This is a genomic window from Pseudomonas sp. NPDC087803 (assembly GCF_044742995.1).
GTDB lineage: Bacteria > Pseudomonadota > Gammaproteobacteria > Pseudomonadales > Pseudomonadaceae > Aquipseudomonas.
Map to the genome: position 1 here is coordinate 1 of NZ_JBIUVO010000019.1, position 20,570 is coordinate 20,570.

The window sequence follows — 20,570 nt, forward strand, 5'->3', positions numbered from 1 at the left end:
CGCGGTGTAATTCTGTTCCAGGGACATGAAACTACCTGTGGGGATTTTCGCAAAGGGCAAGGGTACGGTGGCGGACACAACCCTGCAAGTTCGGTGTAACGCGATTATTCGTCGCGACCTTCCATCATGGTGCGTTTGAGCATCACATACACCGCTCCGGCACCGCCGTGTCTGGCCTGGCACGAGGTGAAACCGAGCACTTGCGGATGCTGGCGCAGCCAGGTGTTGACGTGGCTCTTGATCATCGGCCGCTTGCCGTCCAGACGCACGGCCTTGCCATGGGTGACGCGCACGCAGCGGATTTCGAATCTGGTCGCTTCAGCCAGAAATGCCCAAAGGGTCTCGCGGGCCTTTTCGACGTTCATGCCGTGCAGGTCGAGGCTGCCTTCGAACGGAATTTGCCCGATCTTGAGCTTGCGCATCTGGCTTTCCTGCACCCCGTCGCGGGCCCACATCAACTCGTCTTCGGGGCCGACGTCGATCACGAACTGATCGGACAGGCCATCCACGGTGGTGTTGTCGGTGCGCACAGTGGCGGACTGGCGCAGCTTGGCGATTTGCGCGCGGTCAGCCTTGGGTTTGCCGGTGTCGGCGCGGTCGTGCTTGATCGGCTTGACGCCTTGGATCGCATTTTTGAACAGGGAAAAATCGTCGTCTTGCATGTCAGCCTCCGCGAAGGGCGGCCAGTTTACCCAAGTCGAAACAAAACGGCCCGGCAAAAAGCCAGGCCATCACCTCAGTCGTGTTTTTTCATCAGGTGCGGGGACATGTTCAGTTCCCGCGATTGCCGGGCGCGGCGCCGGCATCGACGCCACAGCGCCACGCCGAAGTACAGGAACAACAAGCCGACCGCGAGAATGATCGCCGAACCCGTCGGCGTGGCATTCAAGTCGCCGAGCGCCGGCGGGCGCCCCAGCAGGCTGGCGGCACCGGCCATCGCCAGCAGCACACCGAACGTCGCCAGAATGGCGGCGATCGCTGCGCCGAATCGAAAACGCCAGTTGCTTTGGCCTTTGGGCCGCAAGCGGCGTGCGTCAAATCCATCGGATAACTTCATTCCGACCTTCCTCAATGGGTATCGGCCCTTCGACCGGGAGTTGACCGGGTTGTTCCTGAGGCTAAGGCAATTGAAGCAAATGCGAGGCTTTTGCGGATGAGCGGCGCTGTGAGCCGCTCATCAGAGCAGATCAGATCAGATCTTGAGTCAGGGCGAGCGTGGCGAAATTGTCGGCCATGATCGCCATTTCCGCTTCCTGCACCACGGCGGCACTGAGCACGCGGCCCTTGAACGGCAGGTCACGGGTGGCGCAGGCGTCTTCGACCAGGGTGCAACGGAAGCCGAGGTTCTTCGCCGCGCGCACGGTGGTGCTGACGCTGGAATGGCTCATGAAGCCGCAGACGATCAGGTCCAGCGAGCCAAGATTCTGCAAACGGTCGAGCAGTTCGGTGCCGTGGAACGCGCTCGGCAGCAGTTTGCCGATGATGGTTTCATCACCCTGTGGCTCGAGGCCGGGGATGAACTCGCCACGCTCGCCCTGCGGGTCGAACAGGCCACCGACGGTGCCGAGATGACGCACGTGCACGATCGGCCGACCGGCTGCACGGGCCGCGGCGACCAGTTGTTTGATGTTCGCGACGGCCGCGTCCATGCCGCTCAGGGCCAGCGGGCCACTGAGGTACTCTTTCTGGGCATCGATGATGACCACGGTGGCATGGCTCAGGGTGGCCGCTGCGTAACCGCGGCCGCTGAGTTGAAACATCGTTTTTGGAACGGACATTCGGGGCTCCTTGGGGTGGGGCTTTTGCGGCATTGTCCTCTGGCTGAGCGGTTCTGTGAACCGCTACCATCGTAGGCAGCGTCGTTACTGGCCTGCAGCCTTGTCAAGTTACACGTTCTGTTCAATGGCTGATGCAAAAATCAGAAAACTCCTACCGTCGCCCCGCTGATTTTCCTGCGTCGTCGGCGGGCGTTTTGGCTGGTAGAATCGCCAGTCGTTTTTTCTGGAGTTCTGCCCCGTGATCACTTCCCGACTTCGTACCCTGCGCGACCACATCCGTTGGGCCGTCAGCCGCTTCCATGGGGAGGATCTGTTTTTCGGCCATGGCACCGACAACGCCTGGGATGAAGCCCGGCAGCTGGTGCTCGGTGCGCTGCATTTGCCGTGGGAAATCGCCGACAGCTACCTCGATTGCGCGCTGGAAGACGACGAGCTGGTCAACCTGCAACGCCTGCTCAAGCGCCGCATCGAAGAACGCATCCCGACTGCATACCTGCTGGGCGAGGCGTGGTTCTGCGGTATGTCGTTCATCGTCGATGAGCGCGTGCTGATCCCACGCTCGCCGATTGGCGAGTTGATCGAAAACCGCTTCGCACCGTGGATCGGCGACGAACCGGCACGCATCCTCGACCTGTGCACCGGCTCCGGCTGCATCGGCATCGCCTGCGCCTACGAGTTCCAGAACGCCGAAGTGGTGCTGGCGGATCTGTCGTTCGAAGCGCTGGAAGTGGCCAACCAGAACATCGAGCGCCATGGCGTCGATGAGCGTGTGTACACCGTGCAGGGCGATGGTTTCGATGGACTGCCGGGGCAGCGTTTCGAACTGATCGTGTCGAACCCGCCGTACGTCGATGCCGAAGATTTCGCCGACATGCCGGACGAATACCAGCACGAGCCGGAGCTCGGCCTGGCCTGCGGTGATGACGGTCTGAACCTGGTACGGCGGATGCTCGCCGAAGCGGCGGATCACCTGACCGAGAAGGGTTTGCTGATCGTTGAAGTGGGCAACAGCCAAGTGCACGTTGAAGCGCTGTACCCGGAAGTCGATTTCGCCTGGCTCGAATTCGAGCGCGGCGGGCATGGCGTGTTCATGCTGACGGCGGAGCAGTGCCGCGCTCACCAGGCCTTGTTCGCTTCCCGCGTCTGACCTGACTGACTTCTGTGGCGAGGGAGCTTGCTCCCGCTGGTCTGCGAAGCAGACCCAAAATATGCAATGGCGGTGCACCAGACTTACCGCATGCGCATGTTTTACGACTGCTTCGCAGCCGAGCGGGAGCAAGCTCCCTCGCCACAGGTCATCGCTGATTTCAGCGGTGCGTAGCAATCCAGATCAGCAAACCTGCCTGAAACACCGCAAACGCCACCAGACAGGTAATGGTAAAGCGCAGCCCGGCGTCTTCACGCTTGAACTTGCTGACTTTGTCTTCCTGCTTCTTCAGCTTCACTTCCTGCTCGGCCAGGTTCTGCTCGGCCTGTTGCAGCATCTGCGCCGCTTCAAGAATCTCGACAATCTGCAGCTTTTCGCTGTTCCAGTCGCCCAACAGGTCACCGACCTGTACCTCTTTGACGCTGCCCTTCAAATGCTGGGCATCGGCGTACACCACATCGAAACCGTGCACGCGCAAGAAGTGATCGCGACGCAGGCGGGTGTCTTCGTTCAGCGCGTCCTTATTGTTCAGGTCCATGCCGTCGACGGTGTAGGCGGGCCAGCGTTTTTTCGCCCAGTTGATGCCTTGCGCGGCCATGAAGCGGCCGATGCCACGGTTCAGCGGTTCAATTTGCAGGCCGCTGTCGGGACCGAAGTGCACGCGTTTGCTGGTGTGATCGGCCCACACGTCGAGATGGTTCTGTTCTTTGCGCACGCGCTGACCGGGCAGTTTGATCGCCATGCGCATCAGGCTGTGTTCTTTGCTGTTGCGCTCGGCATAGCCGAATTCGACAAAGCGCAACGGCCGGCCACCGGTGTGACGGTCAGTCTGCAGCGGGGCCAGGCGGAGCATCTTGTGGTGCTCGACGCTGACGTCCGCCCATGGCAGCTCGACCGCTGGCGGTGCGTCTTTTTCAGCGGTGGTGTCGGGTGAAGTCGGGGTATCAGTCATAACGGCGAGATCCTGTCCAAGCCCTGCTTGACGCCAGCCGGTACGCTGGCGACAAAGGCTTATCGGCCGTTTTTTCCAGGACTGGAGGGCAAAAAGCCCTTAACGGGTGCGAAGTCCGTCAATAAATTCGATGAGTTTGCCGCCCAGTTCCGCTGCCAGTGGCAAATTCGGATCCTTGTAGGAAGCCAATTGTCGCTTCACATCGGCGGCGACAATGCGCATCACGTGGTTCATGCCCTCGATCACCACTAGTTCGGCGTCGGGATTGGCGGCTTTCAGTGCCTGCGCATCGCCCACGCCGACCTGCATGTCGTTGCTGCCCTGAACGATCAGCGTCGGCATCTTCAATTGCGCGAAGGCCTTGGCCGGATCCTGGCGGAACAGCGAGATCAGGTATGGCTGCACGCTCGGCCGGAAAATCGCCTGCAACGGCGCCGGCACGTCGGCATCGGTATGGCCGGCCTTGAGGCTGTCGAGAATTTCATTGCTGCGCAGCATCAACGGCGGTGGCAGGCTGCGCGCCAGTTGCTCGCGGATCACCTGATCCACCGGGCGGGCGCTGCCGGACAGCGAAATCAGCGCAGCGGCATCGGCGCGCGGGGCGGCGAGGGTGGCAATCAGTGCGCCTTCGCTGTGACCGAGCAGAATCAGCGGGCCGAAACGCGGATCACTTTTCAGCTTCTGACTCCACGCCACCGCGTCGTCGACGTAGCCTTCCACCGACAGATTGCGCTCGTCAGGCGTGGCCGGCCGGCTCGCAGCCACCCCGCGCTTGTCGTAGCGCACGCTGGCGATGTTGTGTTTGGCCAGTACCCAGGCCAGCCGCTTGAGGCTGTCATTGCGCCCGCCATCGGGGTTATTGCCATCACGATCCGTAGGACCCGAACCCGCGAGTATCAGGACCACCGGCACCGGGTTGTCGGATTTTGGCAGCAGCAGCGAGCCGAAAAGCTCTCCGCTGCCGGTATCCAGAGAGATCGGTCTTTGCAGAACAGTCGCGTGGGCAAAACCGGTAAACAGGGTAAGACTCAAGATCAGAACTCGCAGCATCATCACGCCATCATTCGCCAAGGTGCGGGTTGGACTCACCAACACCACTAAGGTTCGAGGATGAACTAGTCGGTTAGCCTGCGTATACTGGCGCGCATCACGAATTCGGGTTTGATTTCACGGAGCGTCCTGCATGTCCGGCAATACCTACGGCAAGTTGTTCACTGTCACCACCGCTGGCGAAAGCCATGGTCCGGCGTTGGTCGCCATTGTCGACGGCTGCCCGCCGGGCCTGGAGATCTCCCTCGAAGACCTGCAGCGCGACCTCGATCGCCGCAAGCCGGGCACCAGCCGCCACACCACCCAGCGTCAGGAAGCCGACGAAGTCGAAATCCTCTCCGGAGTGTTCGAGGGGCGCACCACCGGTTGTTCGATCGGCCTGCTGATCCGCAACACCGACCAGAAGTCCAAGGACTACTCGGCGATCAAGGATCTGTTCCGCCCGGCCCACGCCGACTACACCTACCACCACAAATACGGTGAGCGCGATTACCGCGGCGGCGGTCGCAGTTCGGCGCGGGAAACCGCGATGCGCGTGGCGGCCGGGGCGATTGCCAAGAAATTCCTCGCCACCCAGGGCATCGTCATCCGTGGCTACATGAGCCAGCTCGGCCCGATCGAAATCCCCTTCAAGACCTGGGATTCGGTGGAAGAGAACGCCTTCTTCAGCCCGGATCCGGACAAGGTCCCGGAGCTGGAAGCCTACATGGACCAGTTGCGCCGTGATCAGGACTCGGTCGGGGCGAAGATCACCGTGGTTGCCGAAGGCGTGATGCCGGGTCTCGGCGAGCCGATTTTCGACCGTCTCGACGCCGAACTGGCGCATGCGCTGATGAGCATCAACGCGGTTAAAGGCGTGGAAATTGGTGCTGGTTTCGCCTGCGTCGCCCAGCGTGGCACCGAGCATCGCGATGAACTTACCCCGGAAGGTTTCCTCAGCAATAACGCTGGCGGCATCCTCGGCGGCATTTCGTCCGGTCAGCCGATCGTCGCGCATCTGGCGCTCAAGCCAACGTCGAGCATCACCACTCCGGGCCGTTCGATCGACATCCACGGCAATCCGGTCGACGTGATCACCAAGGGCCGTCACGACCCGTGTGTTGGCATCCGCGCCACGCCGATCGCCGAAGCGATGATGGCCATCGTGCTGATGGACCACTTGCTGCGTCATCGTGGGCAAAACGCCGACGTGCGCGTCAGCACCCCGGTACTGGGTCAGCTTTGATGGTTGATCGCCAAGCCGTCGCGGTCTGAGCGTGGCGGCGCTCCCGTACTGGCGGCTGTCCAGTTTCTATCTGTTCTATTTCGCCTTGCTTGGTTCGACAGCGCCGTTTCTGGCGCTGTACTTCGATCACCTCGGCTTCAGCCCTGCGCGTATCGGCGAACTGGTGGCGATTCCGATGCTGATGCGCTGCGTGGCGCCGAACATCTGGGGCTGGCTCGGCGACTACACCGGCAAACGCCTGGCCATCGTGCGCTTCGGCGCGGTGTGCACGTTGCTGACGTTCTCGCTGATTTTCGTCAGCAAAACCTACGCCTGGCTGGCGATGGTCATGGCGCTGCACGCGTTCTTCTGGCACGCGGTGCTGCCACAGTTCGAAGTCATCACCCTCGCGCACTTGCAGGGGCAAACCTCGCGCTACAGCCAGATTCGCCTGTGGGGCTCGATCGGTTTCATCATCACCGTGGTCGCGCTCGGGCGCTTGTTCGAATGGCTGAGCCTCGACATCTACCCGGCGGCGCTGGTGCTGATCATGGCCGGCATCGTCCTCAGCAGTTTGTGGGTGCCGAATGCGCAACCAGCGCAAGGCAACCGGCCGAACGGGGAAGGGTTCCTCAAGCAACTGCGCAGCCCTGGTGTGCTGGCGTTTTACGCCTGCGTCGCGCTGATGCAGATGAGCCACGGCCCGTATTACACCTTTCTGACCTTGCACCTTGAACGACTCGGCTACACACGTGGCACGATCGGCATGCTCTGGGCCGTGGGCGTGGTCGCCGAAGTGCTGATGTTCATGGCGATGAGCCGGATTCTCGCGCGGTTTTCATTGCGTCGGGTGCTGATGGCGAGTTTTCTGCTGGCGGCGTTGCGCTGGTTACTGCTAGGTTCGTTCGCCGAATTCCTCTGGGTGCTGTTGTTCGCCCAGGTGTTGCACGCGGCGACCTTCGGCAGCTTTCATGCCGCTGCCATCGCGTTCGTGCAACGTAGCTTCGGCGCGCGTCAGCAAGGTCAGGGCCAGGCGCTGTATGCGGCGCTGGCCGGCACCGGTGGCGCGTTGGGTGCGTTGTATTCCGGTTACAGCTGGAATGCCCTCGGGGCGACATTGACCTTTAGTATTGCCAGTCTCGCGGCGCTCGCTGCTGCCGTTATCATTGCCACACGTATGCAAGAGGACAGGCCATGAGCCTTACGCGTGAACAGCTCGCCCAGCAGATCGTCGACGCCGGGCGTTTTCTTTATGGTCGCGGCTGGTCGCCGGCCACCAGCAGCAATTACTCGACGCGTCTGTCGCCGAGCGAAGCGCTGCTGACCGTGTCCGGCAAGCACAAGGGCCAGTTGGGCCTGGACGACGTGCTCGCCACCGATTTGTCCGGCAACAGCCTGGAACCGGGCAAAAAGCCCTCCGCCGAAACCCTGCTGCACACTCAGCTGTATCGCTGGCGCCCGGAGATCGGCGCGGTGCTGCACACCCATTCGGTGAATGCCACGGTGCTGTCGCGCCTGACGCCGGAAGACTTCATCGAGTTCGAAGACTACGAGCTGCAAAAAGCCTTCAGCGGCATCTCCACCCACGAATCCCGGGTGCGCGTGCCGATTTTCGACAACGATCAGGACATTGCGCGCCTCGCCGCCAAGGTGCAGCCTTGGCTCGACGCCCATCCCGATTGTGTCGGTTACCTGATTCGCGGCCACGGCCTCTACACCTGGGGCGCGCAGATGAGCGATGCCCTGCGGCAGATCGAGGCTTTTGAATTCCTGTTTGAATGCGAGTTGAAAACCCGCAGCGTCATGAACCGCCAAGGCTGACTTCACCAGAAGCCGCCCATTCGCCTGATGAAATGCACTGCCCGACCGGTCTGCAAGAGCCGGACGGCAAGGCCGATACCGAGGAATTGCCCATGAGCAGCCTGTCCGTCTATCACGTATCCAGCCCCGAGATTCCGAACAAGGTGCTGACCCATTTCGAAGACATCGCCGCGACGCTCGCCGAGCAGGGCGTACGCTTCGACCGCTGGCAAGCCGCGGCGAAGATCCAGCCCGGCGCCAGTCAGGAAGAGGTGATCAGCGCCTATCAGGAGCAAATCGACAAACTGATGACCGAGCGCGGTTACATCACCGTCGACGTGATCAGCCTCAACAGCGACCACCCGCAAAAAGCCGAACTGCGCGCCAAGTTCCTTGAAGAACACCGCCATGGCGAAGACGAAGTGCGCTTTTTCGTCGCTGGCCGTGGCCTGTTTACCCTGCACATCGACGATTACGTCTACGCAGTGCTGTGCGAGAAGAACGACCTGATCTCGGTGCCGGCCGGCACCAAGCACTGGTTCGACATGGGCGAGCACCCGCACTTCGTGGCGATTCGTCTGTTCAACAACCCGGAAGGCTGGGTCGCCAATTTCACCGGCGAAGACATCGCCGGGCGCTTCCCGCGTCTGGAGGACTGAGCCGATGTCGATCAAAGTCATCCTCACCGACATCGAAGGCACCACCAGCGCGGTGAGTTTCGTCTTCGACGTGCTGTTCCCGTACGCCGCCAGACACCTGCCGGACTTCGTGCGGCAAAACGCCGAGCGCGCCGATGTCGCCGAACAGATCGCCGCCGTGCGCCGCGACAGCGACGAGCCGCAGGCCGACGTTGAACGGGTGGTTGAAATTCTCCTGAGCTGGATCGCCGAAGACCGCAAGGCCACGCCGCTGAAAGCGCTGCAAGGCATGGTCTGGGAGCAGGGTTATCAAGCCGGGCAGTTGAAAGGCCACGTTTACCCGGATGCTGTTGAAGCGCTCAAGCAATGGCATCAGGCCGGTTATCAACTGTTTGTGTATTCGTCGGGCTCGATCCAGGCGCAGAAGCTGATCTTCGGCTGCTCCGAAGCGGGGGATCTGACGCCGCTGTTCAGCGGGTATTTCGATACCACGTCGGGGCCTAAACGCGAAGAACAATCCTATCGCAACATCCAACAGGCGATTGGCGTCGAGCCGGGGGAGATTCTGTTTCTGTCGGACATCGTCGAGGAACTGGATGCCGCGCAGGCTGCCGGTTTGCAGACCTGTGGCCTGGCTCGCGAGGGTGGAGAACTGGGAAGCCATATCACCGTCGACAGCTTCACCGGCATCGAACCCGAAGCCTTCTAACCACGCACACCCCCTGTAGGAGCTGCCGAAGGCTGCGATCTTTTGATGTTGATTTTGGTGTTAAAGATCAAGATCAAAAGATCGCAGCGTTCCGCAGCTCCTACATAAAAGCCGCGTACAAACAAAAGGCCGTGGAGCAGATGCTCCAAGGCCTTTTTTGTTTAATGCGTTTACATTTTTACAGCGAGTGATACGTCGGCAGTGCAAAACGCTGCTGGCTTTGCAGCATGGCAATCTGCGGCAGCTCGCTGGCCTGTTCCGCCAGGTCACGACGAATTGCGCTGATCGCCCACGACAGTTGGTCGGCGTTGTGCATTTGCTGGTACGTCAGAGCGCGCTTGAAGACTTTGCCATCGCTGCTGCGCAGGGTCAGCAGGATCCCGCCATCGGGACGTGGCGCAGTGGTGACGTTGAAGTTGGAGAACAGCGAGGTAAATTTTTCTTGGATCAGGCTCATGTCTTTCAGCTCCGTATGCACTTGAATGGCAAGCATGCAGAGGAGGTTGCAGCGATTGTGCCAGCACGCGAAAAAATAAAAACCTATATAAATCAATGAGTTAAAAATCGTGAAATTTGCCGGGCTCGTGCAATCTGCATGAATGGCCATCGTGCATCCTGCATTTTGCGGGATTCTCATGCGTTGAACGGAACCAAATGACAAAGGTGCAATCCCCGCCACCAAGTGTGACAGGGCGGATACAAATCATTGCAAAAACCGCGTGTACAGGCCGAGAAGCGCTGACGTATTTTCGATCTCGACCTTGCCCACAACGCAGGTCATGCCCACAACCCGAACAATAAAAAACCGGCCAACCAGGCCGACCGGGGAGCTGCCATGAATCACGCGTCGAGCGACACGATTACCTGGAGCATGATGCTCCGCAAACTGCCGACGATTGCCAAAGCCATCCCGCGGGTGGTCAAAGGCATGAAAGTCGCCAATGTCACGGATCCGACCCAAACGTGTGGCCTCGGCTGGACCTTCGAGCAGGCAACACTGCGCAATCCCGACGGCCTGGCGATCCTGCAGGACAACGTCTTGCTGACCTATGCGCAGGTCAACCAGTGGGCCAACAGGATTGCCCACTGTCTGAGCGCGCAGGGGATTGGCAAGGGCGACGTGGTGGCAGTGTTCATCGAAAACCGTCCGGAACTGCTGGTGAGCATTCTGGCGCTGGCCAAGGTCGGTGCGGTCAGTGCGCTGCTCAATACTTCGCAGACCCGCGATACGCTGATTCACAGCATAAATCTGGTGGCGCCGGTGGCGATCATCCTCGGTGAGGAACTGCTGCCGGCATTTGCCGCGATCCGTGAGCAAGTGTCGATCCCGGCGCAACGCACCTGGTTTATCGCCGACCGCGACACCTACAGCCACCCGGGCATTGCGCCCGAAGGCTACGTCAATCTGATCAGCGCCAGTGCCGACGCTTGTGCTGATAACCCGCCCAGCAGCGGCGCAGTGTTCTTCAACGACCCGTGTTTTTACATCTACACCTCCGGCACCACCGGCCTGCCCAAGGCCGGGGTGTTCAAGCACGGCCGCTGGATGCGCAGCTCGGCCAGCTTCGGCATGATCGCGCTGAATATGACCCCCGATGACGTCGTCTATTGCACCTTGCCGCTGTACCACGCCACCGGGCTGTGCGTGTGCTGGGGCTCGGCGATCAATGGCGCCTCCGGGTTCGCGATCCGCCGCAAATTCAGCGCCAGCCAGTTCTGGCCGGACGTGCGTCGCTACCACGCGACCACCCTCGGTTACGTCGGCGAATTGTGTCGTTATCTGGTCGATCAACCGGTCAGCGCCGATGACAGCCGTCACGCGGTGCGCAAGATGATCGGCAACGGCTTGCGTCCCGGCGCCTGGGCCGAGTTCAAGACCCGGTTTGCCGTCGAGCACATCTGCGAGCTGTACGCGGCGAGCGACGGCAACATCGGCTTCAGCAATATCCTCAACTTCGACAACACCATCGGGTTCTCGCTGATGGCCTGGGAACTGGTGGCGTACGACCACGACAGCGGGCAGCCACTGCGCAGCGCCGACGGCTTCATGCGCAAGGTCGGCAAAGGCGAGCAGGGCTTGCTGCTCGCGCGGATCGACGACAAAGCGCCGCTGGACGGTTACACCGATCCACAGAAAACCGCCAAAGTGGTGTTGCACGACGTGTTCAGCAAAGGCGACCGCTACTTCAATACCGGTGACCTGCTGCGCAATATCGGTTTCGGCCATGCGCAATTCGTCGATCGGCTCGGGGATACCTATCGCTGGAAGGGCGAGAACGTCTCGACCACCGAGGTCGAAAACCTGTTGCTGCAACATCCGCACATTTCCGAGGCAGTCGCTTATGGTGTGGAAGTGCGCAACACCAACGGCCGCGCCGGCATGGCTGCGATCACCCCCGCCGAGTCACTGGCGACCCTGGATTTCGCCGAATTGCTCGCGTTCGCCCGTCAGCGCATGCCGGCCTATGCGGTGCCATTGTTCCTGCGGGTCAAGGTGAAAATGGAAACCACCGGGACCTTCAAATACCAGAAAACCCGACTGAAAAACGAAGGTTTCGACCCCGGCCAGACGGGCGATGACCCGATCTACGCCTGGCTGCCCGGCACGCAGACTTACGTGCAGGTGACGGATCAGGTGCTGACCGATATTCATCAGGGCAAGTACCGCTATTGATATTGGCTATGGCACGACTTGAGAAAAAGGGGGTGACAGCTACCGTCGCGCTCGGGAAACTGTCGGCTTTGCGATCAACCGAAAGTGGAGTGACCCCATGTCTGACCAAAGCCGCCAGATGACCCCTGAAGAAGCTGCCGAATTCACCGAGCAGGTTTTCAACAAGGCACGCGACGGTGATGCGCTGATGCTCGATCGGCTGATCAGCGCCGGTTTGCCGGTCAACCTGAAAAACAGCAAGGGCGATACGCTGCTGATGCTCGCCAGCTACTACGGTCACATCGACGCGGTGCAGGTACTGCTCAAGCACAAGGCCGACCCGGAAATGCGTAATGGCAATGGCCAGAGCCCGATTGCCGGCGCTGCATTCAAAGGCGATCTGGCCGTGGTCAAGGCGCTGGTGGAAGCGGGCGCCGAGATCGAAGGTTCGTCTTTCGACGGCCGCACTGCGCTGATGATGGCGGCGATGTTCAACCGCGTTGAAATCGTTGATTACCTGATCGGCAAAGGCGCGGATCCGCAAGCCAAGGATGCCAACGGCATCACCGCCCTGGATGCGGCGCGCACCATGGGCGCGGTCGATACCACGGCGCAGCTGGAAAAACTGCTGGGCTGAAACTCGAATCTCCAGTTGATGTGAATCCTGTGGCGAGGGAGCTTGCTCCCGCTCCAGTGCGCAGCGCTGGTAAAAATGGTGAGTTAACTGTTTTGGGGCCGCTTCGCGCCCCAGCGGGAGCAAGCTCCCTCGCCACAGATGTTCTGTGTGCAGCCTGAGGCTGCAATGAGCTATCCTCCGCGCCCTCGAATTCAACCTTCTACAGGACCCGCCCTCATGAAAGCCGCACTCGTCGAACTCATCAGCAAAATCAGCTCCGGCTGCATGGGCGAGGACGAGATCCTGAGCGTGGCCGACGAAGCGGCGCAGGCCTACGCCGATGCCGATGCCTTTCTGGCAGCCAACCCGGACATCAACTACGACGACACCTTCCCGATCCCGCTGGGCGAGTGGGTAGTGGTCGGCAGCCTGCCGGAAACCGTGCTGTTCCAGGCCGACACTTACGTTGACCTGTTCGCGCAGATCGTCGCCTCGTTCGGCCCGGGCGTGGATTTCAACCTCAAGCCCAAGCAACTGGCCAAGACCGAGGCGCTGACCGCGCTCAACCGCATCCAGGTGCAGATGAGCAGCCTGAACAAGGAAAACGGCGGTTACACGCTGATGAACTTCAGCCAGTTGCTCGATGACGAGCTGCAAGTGGTGCTGGTCTACGGCAACGACGTACCGCGAGTGCTGGAGCTGTGCGCCGAAGTCGGTATCGCTGCTGCGCCTTCGCTGGAAGCGCTGAAAGTCGCCGTTCACGTCTGAGCGCAATAAAAGGGAACCCTGCGCGCGACCGTCTATCCTAAAAGTGCATGCCACTATTCTGGAGCGACACCATGGGTTCTACGTTCAACGGTCTGATTGGCCTGATCATCCTTGCCCTCGATATCTGGGCGATCATCAACGTGCTGAAAAGCGGCGCCGAGACCGGGATGAAAATCCTCTGGGTCCTGCTGATCATCCTCCTGCCGGTGCTGGGCCTGATCATCTGGGCGATCGCCGGGCCACGGGGCAACGTGCGGGTCTGACGCTTTCCCGAAAACACGCTGATCCCCCTGTGGGAGCGGGCTTGCTCGCGAAGGCGATTGTTCAATCGAAACACAGGTTGAATGACACTCCGCTTTCGCGAGCAAGCCCGCTCCCACATTGGTCTTGCGTTAGCTCCAGAGTGTGCCCTGTCGGAGGAAGGTTCGACCTGTCATCTTCAGCAACGTAGAATGCGCGCCTTTCCCGGGCAATCGTCCCCCACGATTGACGCCCGCGCATTCATCGGAGCACTTGACCATGACCGTCACCAAGACCAGCGAGTACCTGGAAACCCTCTACGAAGGCTACGGCCAGCGTTTTCGCATGGAAAAACTGCTGCACGAAGTGCGCACCGAGCACCAGCACCTGGTGATTTTCCAGAACCCGCGCATGGGCCGGGTGATGGCGCTGGACGGCGTGATCCAGACCACCGAAGCCGACGAATTCATCTACCACGAAATGCTCACCCACGTGCCGATCCTCGCCCACGGCACCGCCAAGCGCGTGCTGATCATCGGCGGCGGTGACGGCGGCATGCTGCGCGAAGTGACCAAACACGCCGGCGTCGAGCACATCACCATGGTCGAGATCGACGGCACCGTGGTCGACATGTGCAAGGAATTCCTGCCGAACCACTCCAAAGGCGCCTACGACGACCCACGGCTGAACCTGGTGATCGACGACGGCATGCGTTTCGTCGCCACCACCACAGAAAAATTCGACGTGATCATCTCCGACTCCACCGACCCGATCGGCCCGGGCGAAGTGCTGTTCTCGGAGAACTTCTACCAGGCCTGCCACCGTTGCCTGAACGAAGGCGGGATCCTCGTGACCCAGAACGGCACGCCGTTCATGCAGATCGACGAAGTCAAAACCACCGCCGGCCGCCTGCGCAGCCTGTTCCCGGACTGGCACTTCTATCAGGCGGCCGTGCCGACCTACATCGGCGGTTCGATGACCTTCGCCTGGGGTTCGACCAACCCGGCCTACCGCAAGCTGAGCCGTGAAACCCTGCAACAGCGCTTCATCGGCAGCGGCATTGTCACTCGTTACTACAACCCGGAAATCCACATCGGCGCGTTCGCGCTGCCACAGTACGTGCTGCAGGCGATCAACAAGCCAAGCAACGACTGACCACTGCAAAACCCTGTAGGAGCTGCCGCAGGCTGCGATCTTTTGACTTTGATTGTTAAAAAACAAGATCAAAAGATCGCAGCCTGCGGCAGCTCCTACAGTGGATGTATTTTTTTTCATGTTCGTCTGCTGCAATCCTTTTGAACGATCAATCTCGCCAAAAGTCGAGATAGAGGTAAGCCCATTTGCGGGTTTGATCGAGGAGGCACCGATGCAAAAGTGGAAAGTCACTTTCGTGGACGATCATGGTGAAATTGTCGATGAGGTGTTCGAGCGCGCGGAATGCCCCAGCGACGACGAGGCGGCACGCCTGATCAAGGAACGGCTCCTGCCGGTGGCCGCCGAACTGGATATGAATGATCTGGAAGGGCGAACTCCAGACGCAGGTGCAAAAAACCTGAAAGCCCAGAACAGCATCGAAATCCGCAGCATCACGCCAATCTGAAATTCTTCCTGTCACTTGAAACACCAGGCCTTGGCAGCAGCTCTATCTTGGGGCTACTCTGCAAGCGAGATCAGCGAATGAATCGCTAAGGTCTGGTCTTGTCAGCTACATGCTTGTTTCCCGCGTGCAATCACGTTGCCGCAGTACTTTGGCCTGTAAGGCCCGGGGCGGGAATACGGAAAGTCTATCCATCTATCCGAGGGGGACGATTCATGAGCACAGCCTATCAAGAAGACATCAGCAGCAATGTTCTGCGCCGCATGAAAGAAGGCGGTTTCGACTTTTCCCGGTTCCATCCCATCGAGTTCTACGCCATTTTCCCGGACGAGGAGCGGGCGCGCAGGGCGGCAGGCAAATTCCGTGGTGAATCGATCAATGCCCAGGTCAGTGCGCGCGACGATGGCGCCTGGTCGCTGGAACTGAGCAAAGTGATGTACGCGACCTATGACGACATTGGCGATTTCGAGCAGGGCTTCTCTGCCGTGGTCGAGCCGCTGGGCGGCATCATCGAGGGCTGGGGCGTCAAGCAGGAGGTGCGTAACCGCCATCGTCTGAATTGATTCGGGTTACCTTTTTTAAAGTCAAAAGATCGCAGCCTTCGGCAGCTCCTACAGGTGATCGGTGTAGGAACTGCCGGAGGCTGCGATCTTTTTGCTTTTGCTTTCAAAACATTTCAGAAAGGCAAAAAAAAGCCACCGGAGAGGGTGGCTAAAAGGGAAGAGCGATAAGGACATGAAACCGGTCAGGGTCAAGGCTTGCGGGGGCTGCGCTGGCAGCCTGGATCAATTGAGCTGAAGCCTGCGCCGGGGCAGTCGTCAGCCGATGCGCCGATTATCCGCAGCCCGGCGCAGGCAGTGAAATCAACTCTGACTATGCTGGTGATAGGCGACAGCACTGCGTCGCAATGAGGCGGGGGCAATCAGCTTGGGACATTTGTCGCACAGGAATGGTGCGGTGCTTGCGGCGTGATTATCCAAGCGATTGAAATCAAAGCGTTTATGCCGATGGCACGGGCCTTGCGAAGGCCTGTAGGTCCGGGTGACAAGGAGTACGGCATGATCCGCACCTATTTTGATGAAATGTACGATGCCGGCGGCCAGGTCCGCCCGCATTACCGCGAGTTCGCCCGTTGGCTGGCCGACACGCCTGACGAGTTGCTGGCACAACGGCGACGCGAGGCTGATCTGCTGTTCCACCGGGCCGGAATCACCTTCACGCTCTATGGCGACGAGCAGGGCACCGAGCGCCTGATTCCTTTCGACACCATTCCGCGCAGCATTCCCGCCAGCGAGTGGCGGATCGTCGAGCGTGGCTGCATCCAGCGGGTCAAGGCGTTGAACATGTTCCTCGCCGATCTCTATCACGAGCAGCGCATCATCAAGGCCGGAATCATCCCCGCCGAACAGGTGCTGGCCAACGAGCAGTATCAGTTGGCGATGCAGGGCCTGGATCTGCACCGCGATATCTATTCGCACATCTCCGGCGTCGACCTGGTGCGCGATGGCGACGGCACCTATTACGTGCTCGAAGACAACCTGCGCACGCCGAGCGGCGTCAGCTACATGCTCGAAGACCGCAAGATGATGATGCGCTTGTTTCCGGAACTGTTCGCCGCCCAGCGCATTGCGCCCATTGACCACTACCCGAACCTGTTGCTGGACACGCTGAAGAGTTCGAGCCCGATCGACGACCCGAGCGTGGTGGTGTTGACGCCGGGGCGCTTTAACAGTGCGTTCTTCGAACACGCCTTCCTGGCGCGGGAAATGGGCGTTGAACTGGTGGAGGGCGCCGATCTGTTCGTGCGCGACGACAAAGTCTTCATGCGCACCACCGACGGGCCGAAAGCGGTGGACGTGATCTACCGCCGTCTCGATGACGCGTTCCTCGATCCGCTGGCGTTCAATCCCGACTCGATGCTCGGCGTACCGGGGCTGTTGTCGTCGTATCGCTCGGGCAACGTGGTGCTGGCCAATGCCATCGGCACTGGCGTGGCGGACGACAAATCGGTGTACCCGTTTGTTACCGAGATGATCCGTTTCTACCTCGACGAGGAGCCGATCCTGAAAAACGTGCCGACCTGGCAGTGCCGCAACCCCTCGGAACTTTCCCACGTACTGGCCAATCTTCCGGATCTGGTGGTCAAGGAGACCCAGGGCTCCGGCGGTTACGGGATGCTGGTGGGGCCGGCGTCGACCACGGCGCAGATCGATGCGTTCCGTGAGCGGATAAAGGCCAAGCCCCACGCGTACATTGCGCAGCCGACGTTGTCGCTGTCGACCTGTCCGACCTTTGTCGAAAACGGCATTGCGCCGCGCCATATCGACCTGCGTCCGTTTGTACTGTCTGGCCGCGAAACCCGGGTCGTGCCCGGCGGTTTGACCCGTGTCGCCCTGCGTGAAGGCTCTCTGGTGGTGAACTCCTCCCAGGGTGGCGGAACCAAGGACACCTGGGTGGTCGAGGATTGAAGGAAGCCTGCCATGTTAAGTAGAACTGCCTCGGATCTGTACTGGATGTCGCGTTACCTGGAGCGGGCGGAAAACCTCGCGCGGATGCTCGATATCAGCTATTCGCTGTCGCTGATGCCGCAGGACGGTCGCGGCGATGGTTTGCACGAACTGGCCATGCCGCTGTTGATCACCGGCACCCTCGACGATTATCTGGAGCGTCACGGCGAACTGCACGCCGAACGCCTGCTCCATTTTTTCGCCCTCGATGCGGCCAACCCGGCGAGCATCTACAGCTGTCTCGGCGCGGCACGGGCCAGTGCGCATGCGGTGCGTGGGCGGATCACCGCCGACATGTGGGAAAACATCAATGCCACCTGGCTGGAGATTCGCGGCATTGCCGAACAAGGTCTCAGTCGCTATGGCATGAGCCGTTTCTGCGAGTGGATCAAGGAGCGCTCGCACCTGTTCCGTGGCGCCTCCTACGGCACGATCATGCGCAACGATGCGTTCCGCTTCATTCGTCTGGGCACGTTTATCGAGCGTGCGGATAACACGCTGCGCCTGCTCGATGCGCGCTATGAAATGGCCGGCGATCAGGCCGAGGCCGTCAGCGACGGCACCGCTCATGCTTACTATCAATGGAGTGCGCTGCTGCGGGCGCTGTCATCGTTCGAGGCCTACACCGAGATCTACCGCGACGCACCCGGCGCCCGGCATGTCGCCGAGCTGCTGCTGTTACGCGCCGATGTGCCGCGTTCGTTGCGCGCCTGCACCGAAGAAATCGACCAGATTCTCGCCCAATTACCTGGCGCCAATGGCCGTCCGGCACAACGCCTCGCCGCTGAGATGGACGCGCGTCTGCGTTATACCGGCATCAACGAAATCCTCGCTGAAGGCCTGCACGCCTGGCTCACCGAATTCATCCCGCTGGTGCGCCAGTTGGGCAACGCGATTCACAGTTCATACCTGGAGGCTGCATGAGACTTTCCATTAGCCACGAGACCACCTATCACTATGAAGATCAGGTGCGGGCGAGCATCCAGTATCTGCGCCTGACCCCGCACGACAGCGAGCGTCAGCACGTGTTGAGTTGGCAGCTCGACCTGCCGCGTCCGGTGCGCGCCCAGCTCGATCCGTTCGGCAACATTCTGCATGTGCTGACCATGGACGAGCCGCACGAAGCGATCATCATCGGCGCCCGTGGCCAGGTCGATATCGACGAATTGCGCGAGGCCGAGCATGAGAGCCAGTCAGCGCTGCCGTTCCTGCGTTTCACCCGTTTGACCGAGGCGGACGAAGCCTTGCGCGCGTTTGCGGCGAAATCCTGCAAGCAGCGCCGTGATCGCACCGCGTTGATCGACCTGATGCACGGTTTGAACCAGCACATGAGCTACACGCCGGGTTCCACCGAAGTCGACACCAGCGCTGCCGAAGCCTTCGCCGGGCGCGCCGGGGTCTGTCAGGATCACACCCATGCGTTTCTGGCGTGCGCGCGCAGTCTGGGAATTCCGTCGCGTTATGTGTCCGGTTATCTGTACAGCGAAGACGCCGAGCACCTGGCCAGTCACGCTTGGGCCGAAGCGTGGCTGGATGACGCCTGGTACAGCTTTGACGTGACCAACCAATTGGCACGCCCGGAGCGGCACCTGAAACTGGCGGTGGGCCTGGATTATCTGGACGCCTGCCCGGTGCGCGGCATGCGCCGGGGCGGCGGGAGCGAGCAGATGCATGCGAAGGTGTTCGTGTCGCCGACGCCGGTTATCTCTGTTCAGCAGCAATAACGCATTACCCCCTGTAGGAGCTGCGGCACGCTGCGATCTTTTGCTTCTGTTTTTAAAATCAAGGTCAAAAGATCGCAGCGTGCCGCAGCTCCTACAAGGTTTTTGAACAGCAATTATGGTTTAACCTTGCGCCCAGCCATGTGCTGCAAATAACCGATCAGCAACTGCAAGTCCCCCTCCGGCAACACCTGCGCCGAAAACCCCGGCATCTTCGCCTGCGGCCAGTGGCGCAAACTCTGCGGATCGCGAATGTAGCGCTTGAGGAAGTTCGCGCCGAAATACTCGGTCGGGTTGTACGGAATGTTCAGGTCCGGCCCGAACTGCGCATCCCCGGCACCGTTCAACCGATGGCAGGCCAGGCAGTTCTTCTGAAACAACGCGAAACCCTGATTCACCGGGTCATTCGCTTTCAGCCTGGGATCCGGCAACAGCGCAGGGAAACGCTCGGCCACCGGCGCCATGCGCTTGATGCTGGCCACTTCGAACGGCCATTGCTCCGGGCTGATGTTGCCCGCCTGCGGGTCGGTCCAGACCAGATAGAACGGCCCCGCACTGTGCTTGCCTTCGGACAATGGCGGCCACGGCTGCGCCGGGTCCTCGATGGCCAGCCACGCCCGCGCGCCTTTGGTGTTGAGCAACGGTGCAGCGCTCAACTCCGCGGCAAAGCCGTCCAGCGCTACTGCCTGCAGGTGATCGTCCGGCTTGATCCCGGTGAGCAGCGCTGACACAGGCACGACGTGGTAGGTCATGTCTTTCTTGTAGGAAACATCGTTGTTGATGGTGAGGGTTTGCACCTGTGGGTGCTTGAGCAAGTCTTCTGTCTGCCAGGTGCGGCTGTTCGCGCCCAGCTCCAGCGTGAGCTGTGCGGCAGACAAGGGCATGCTCAGCAGCAAGGCCCAGAACCCAATGAGCTTTTTCAAATGATCGTCGTCCCTGTCGTGGAAGTGCACAAAGGTTGGCACAGCCACGCTGGCCCGGGTAGCGGGCCAGCCACATTTTGTCTGGCGATAAGGAGCGCCTGCCGCTTGAGTCAGCCAATCACTTTGGTCAGGTTGGGCAGAATCAACAACAGCGTGGTGGCGAAAAGAATGAGTCCTGCTTGACGAACTTTCGGTTGTTTGAACATGGCTTGACCGCCTTTTTTGTTATTTCCTGATGTTTGCCTGCATATCCATGACGGCAAACGC

General features: G+C 60.4%; 23 protein-coding genes. 16 read left to right on the forward strand and 7 right to left on the reverse strand.

Annotation, left to right across the window (positions count from 1 at the left end; translation table 11 throughout):
- Positions 1-104 precede the first annotated feature (104 nt).
- The 3 genes from ACIOUG_RS12880 to ACIOUG_RS12890 all read right to left on the reverse strand — a co-directional run bounded on the left by ACIOUG_RS12880 (position 105) and on the right by ACIOUG_RS12890 (position 1,778).
- On the reverse strand, positions 105-662 hold the full coding sequence (locus tag ACIOUG_RS12880) for a Smr/MutS family protein (protein WP_401065950.1): 558 nt from the start codon (positions 660-662) through the stop codon (positions 105-107).
- A gap of 74 nt (positions 663-736) precedes the next feature.
- Positions 737-1,057 carry a hypothetical protein gene (locus ACIOUG_RS12885; RefSeq protein ID WP_003223191.1) on the reverse strand — a complete coding sequence of 107 codons (321 nt, stop codon included), beginning with the start codon at positions 1,055-1,057 and terminating at the stop codon, positions 737-739.
- A gap of 130 nt (positions 1,058-1,187) precedes the next feature.
- Complete coding sequence (locus ACIOUG_RS12890; protein ID WP_003223193.1) at positions 1,188-1,778, reverse strand: cysteine hydrolase family protein; 591 nt, start codon at positions 1,776-1,778, stop codon at positions 1,188-1,190.
- A 238-nt stretch (positions 1,779-2,016) separates the two neighbouring features.
- Here ACIOUG_RS12890 and prmB point away from each other — a divergent pair, with 238 nt between their 5' ends.
- Positions 2,017-2,925 (forward strand): 50S ribosomal protein L3 N(5)-glutamine methyltransferase, encoded by a 909-nt coding sequence (gene prmB, locus ACIOUG_RS12895; RefSeq protein WP_401065954.1) that lies wholly within the window; start codon positions 2,017-2,019, stop codon positions 2,923-2,925.
- Between the two features lie 160 nt (positions 2,926-3,085).
- Here the strand turns inward: prmB and ACIOUG_RS12900 are convergent, their stop codons facing one another.
- Positions 3,086-3,877, reverse strand: a complete 792-nt coding sequence (locus ACIOUG_RS12900; protein ID WP_401065957.1) for a hypothetical protein — start codon at positions 3,875-3,877, stop codon at positions 3,086-3,088.
- 99 nt (positions 3,878-3,976) lie between these two features.
- Positions 3,977-4,930, reverse strand: coding sequence for an alpha/beta hydrolase (locus ACIOUG_RS12905; RefSeq protein WP_401065959.1), 954 nt, complete (start codon positions 4,928-4,930; stop codon positions 3,977-3,979).
- Positions 4,931-5,060: 130 nt separating this feature from the next.
- Between ACIOUG_RS12905 and aroC the strand changes: the two genes are divergently transcribed.
- From aroC to mtnC, 5 genes are all read left to right on the forward strand, one after another.
- Positions 5,061-6,152, forward strand: a complete 1,092-nt coding sequence (aroC, locus tag ACIOUG_RS12910) for a chorismate synthase (protein WP_003223202.1) — start codon at positions 5,061-5,063, stop codon at positions 6,150-6,152.
- A gap of 31 nt (positions 6,153-6,183) precedes the next feature.
- Positions 6,184-7,329, forward strand: a complete 1,146-nt coding sequence (locus ACIOUG_RS12915; protein ID WP_401065962.1) for an MFS transporter — start codon at positions 6,184-6,186, stop codon at positions 7,327-7,329.
- Positions 7,326-7,952: a methylthioribulose 1-phosphate dehydratase gene (locus ACIOUG_RS12920; RefSeq protein WP_400496937.1), complete on the forward strand. Its 627-nt coding sequence runs from the start codon at positions 7,326-7,328 to the stop codon at positions 7,950-7,952. The genes ACIOUG_RS12915 and ACIOUG_RS12920 overlap by 4 nt, the downstream gene beginning before the upstream one ends.
- Positions 7,953-8,044: 92 nt before the next feature.
- Entirely contained in the window at positions 8,045-8,590 is a 546-nt protein-coding gene (locus ACIOUG_RS12925; protein WP_401065965.1) for a 1,2-dihydroxy-3-keto-5-methylthiopentene dioxygenase, read from the forward strand.
- Positions 8,591-8,594: 4 nt separating this feature from the next.
- The gene (gene mtnC, locus ACIOUG_RS12930; RefSeq protein WP_401065967.1) at positions 8,595-9,278 is read left to right on the forward strand and encodes an acireductone synthase; all 684 of its coding nucleotides are present in this window, start codon (positions 8,595-8,597) and stop codon (positions 9,276-9,278) included.
- 178 nt (positions 9,279-9,456) lie between these two features.
- On the opposite strand, the gene ACIOUG_RS12935 is transcribed toward mtnC, so the two are convergent.
- Complete coding sequence (locus ACIOUG_RS12935) at positions 9,457-9,735, reverse strand: DUF3509 domain-containing protein (RefSeq protein ID WP_401065970.1); 279 nt, start codon at positions 9,733-9,735, stop codon at positions 9,457-9,459.
- A gap of 378 nt (positions 9,736-10,113) precedes the next feature.
- Between ACIOUG_RS12935 and ACIOUG_RS12940 the strand changes: the two genes are divergently transcribed.
- The 10 genes from ACIOUG_RS12940 to ACIOUG_RS12985 all read left to right on the forward strand — a co-directional run bounded on the left by ACIOUG_RS12940 (position 10,114) and on the right by ACIOUG_RS12985 (position 19,383).
- Complete coding sequence (locus ACIOUG_RS12940; protein ID WP_401065973.1) at positions 10,114-11,952, forward strand: long-chain-acyl-CoA synthetase; 1,839 nt, start codon at positions 10,114-10,116, stop codon at positions 11,950-11,952.
- A gap of 97 nt (positions 11,953-12,049) precedes the next feature.
- Positions 12,050-12,568, forward strand: a complete 519-nt coding sequence (locus ACIOUG_RS12945; RefSeq protein WP_401065976.1) for an ankyrin repeat domain-containing protein — start codon at positions 12,050-12,052, stop codon at positions 12,566-12,568.
- Between the two features lie 216 nt (positions 12,569-12,784).
- Entirely contained in the window at positions 12,785-13,315 is a 531-nt protein-coding gene (locus ACIOUG_RS12950) for a hypothetical protein (RefSeq protein WP_401065979.1), read from the forward strand.
- 71 nt (positions 13,316-13,386) lie between these two features.
- Positions 13,387-13,578 carry a PLDc N-terminal domain-containing protein gene (locus tag ACIOUG_RS12955; RefSeq protein WP_007960694.1) on the forward strand — a complete coding sequence of 64 codons (192 nt, stop codon included), beginning with the start codon at positions 13,387-13,389 and terminating at the stop codon, positions 13,576-13,578.
- 256 nt (positions 13,579-13,834) lie between these two features.
- On the forward strand, positions 13,835-14,710 hold the full coding sequence (gene speE, locus ACIOUG_RS12960) for a polyamine aminopropyltransferase (protein WP_003223223.1): 876 nt from the start codon (positions 13,835-13,837) through the stop codon (positions 14,708-14,710).
- Between the two features lie 211 nt (positions 14,711-14,921).
- Positions 14,922-15,155, forward strand: a complete 234-nt coding sequence (locus ACIOUG_RS12965) for a hypothetical protein (protein ID WP_003223224.1) — start codon at positions 14,922-14,924, stop codon at positions 15,153-15,155.
- Between the two features lie 212 nt (positions 15,156-15,367).
- The gene (locus tag ACIOUG_RS12970) at positions 15,368-15,715 is read left to right on the forward strand and encodes a ribonuclease E inhibitor RraB (protein WP_007960698.1); all 348 of its coding nucleotides are present in this window, start codon (positions 15,368-15,370) and stop codon (positions 15,713-15,715) included.
- A gap of 495 nt (positions 15,716-16,210) precedes the next feature.
- Positions 16,211-17,620: a circularly permuted type 2 ATP-grasp protein gene (locus tag ACIOUG_RS12975; RefSeq protein WP_083366520.1), complete on the forward strand. Its 1,410-nt coding sequence runs from the start codon at positions 16,211-16,213 to the stop codon at positions 17,618-17,620.
- A 12-nt stretch (positions 17,621-17,632) separates the two neighbouring features.
- Positions 17,633-18,583, forward strand: a complete 951-nt coding sequence (locus ACIOUG_RS12980; protein ID WP_027613321.1) for an alpha-E domain-containing protein — start codon at positions 17,633-17,635, stop codon at positions 18,581-18,583.
- Positions 18,580-19,383, forward strand: coding sequence for a transglutaminase N-terminal domain-containing protein (locus tag ACIOUG_RS12985; protein ID WP_401065984.1), 804 nt, complete (start codon positions 18,580-18,582; stop codon positions 19,381-19,383). Before ACIOUG_RS12980 ends, ACIOUG_RS12985 begins: the two co-directional genes overlap by 4 nt.
- Positions 19,384-19,496: 113 nt before the next feature.
- Here the strand turns inward: ACIOUG_RS12985 and ACIOUG_RS12990 are convergent, their stop codons facing one another.
- Positions 19,497-20,264 carry a c-type cytochrome gene (locus ACIOUG_RS12990; protein WP_401066108.1) on the reverse strand — a complete coding sequence of 256 codons (768 nt, stop codon included), beginning with the start codon at positions 20,262-20,264 and terminating at the stop codon, positions 19,497-19,499.
- Positions 20,265-20,570: the final 306 nt, after the last annotated feature.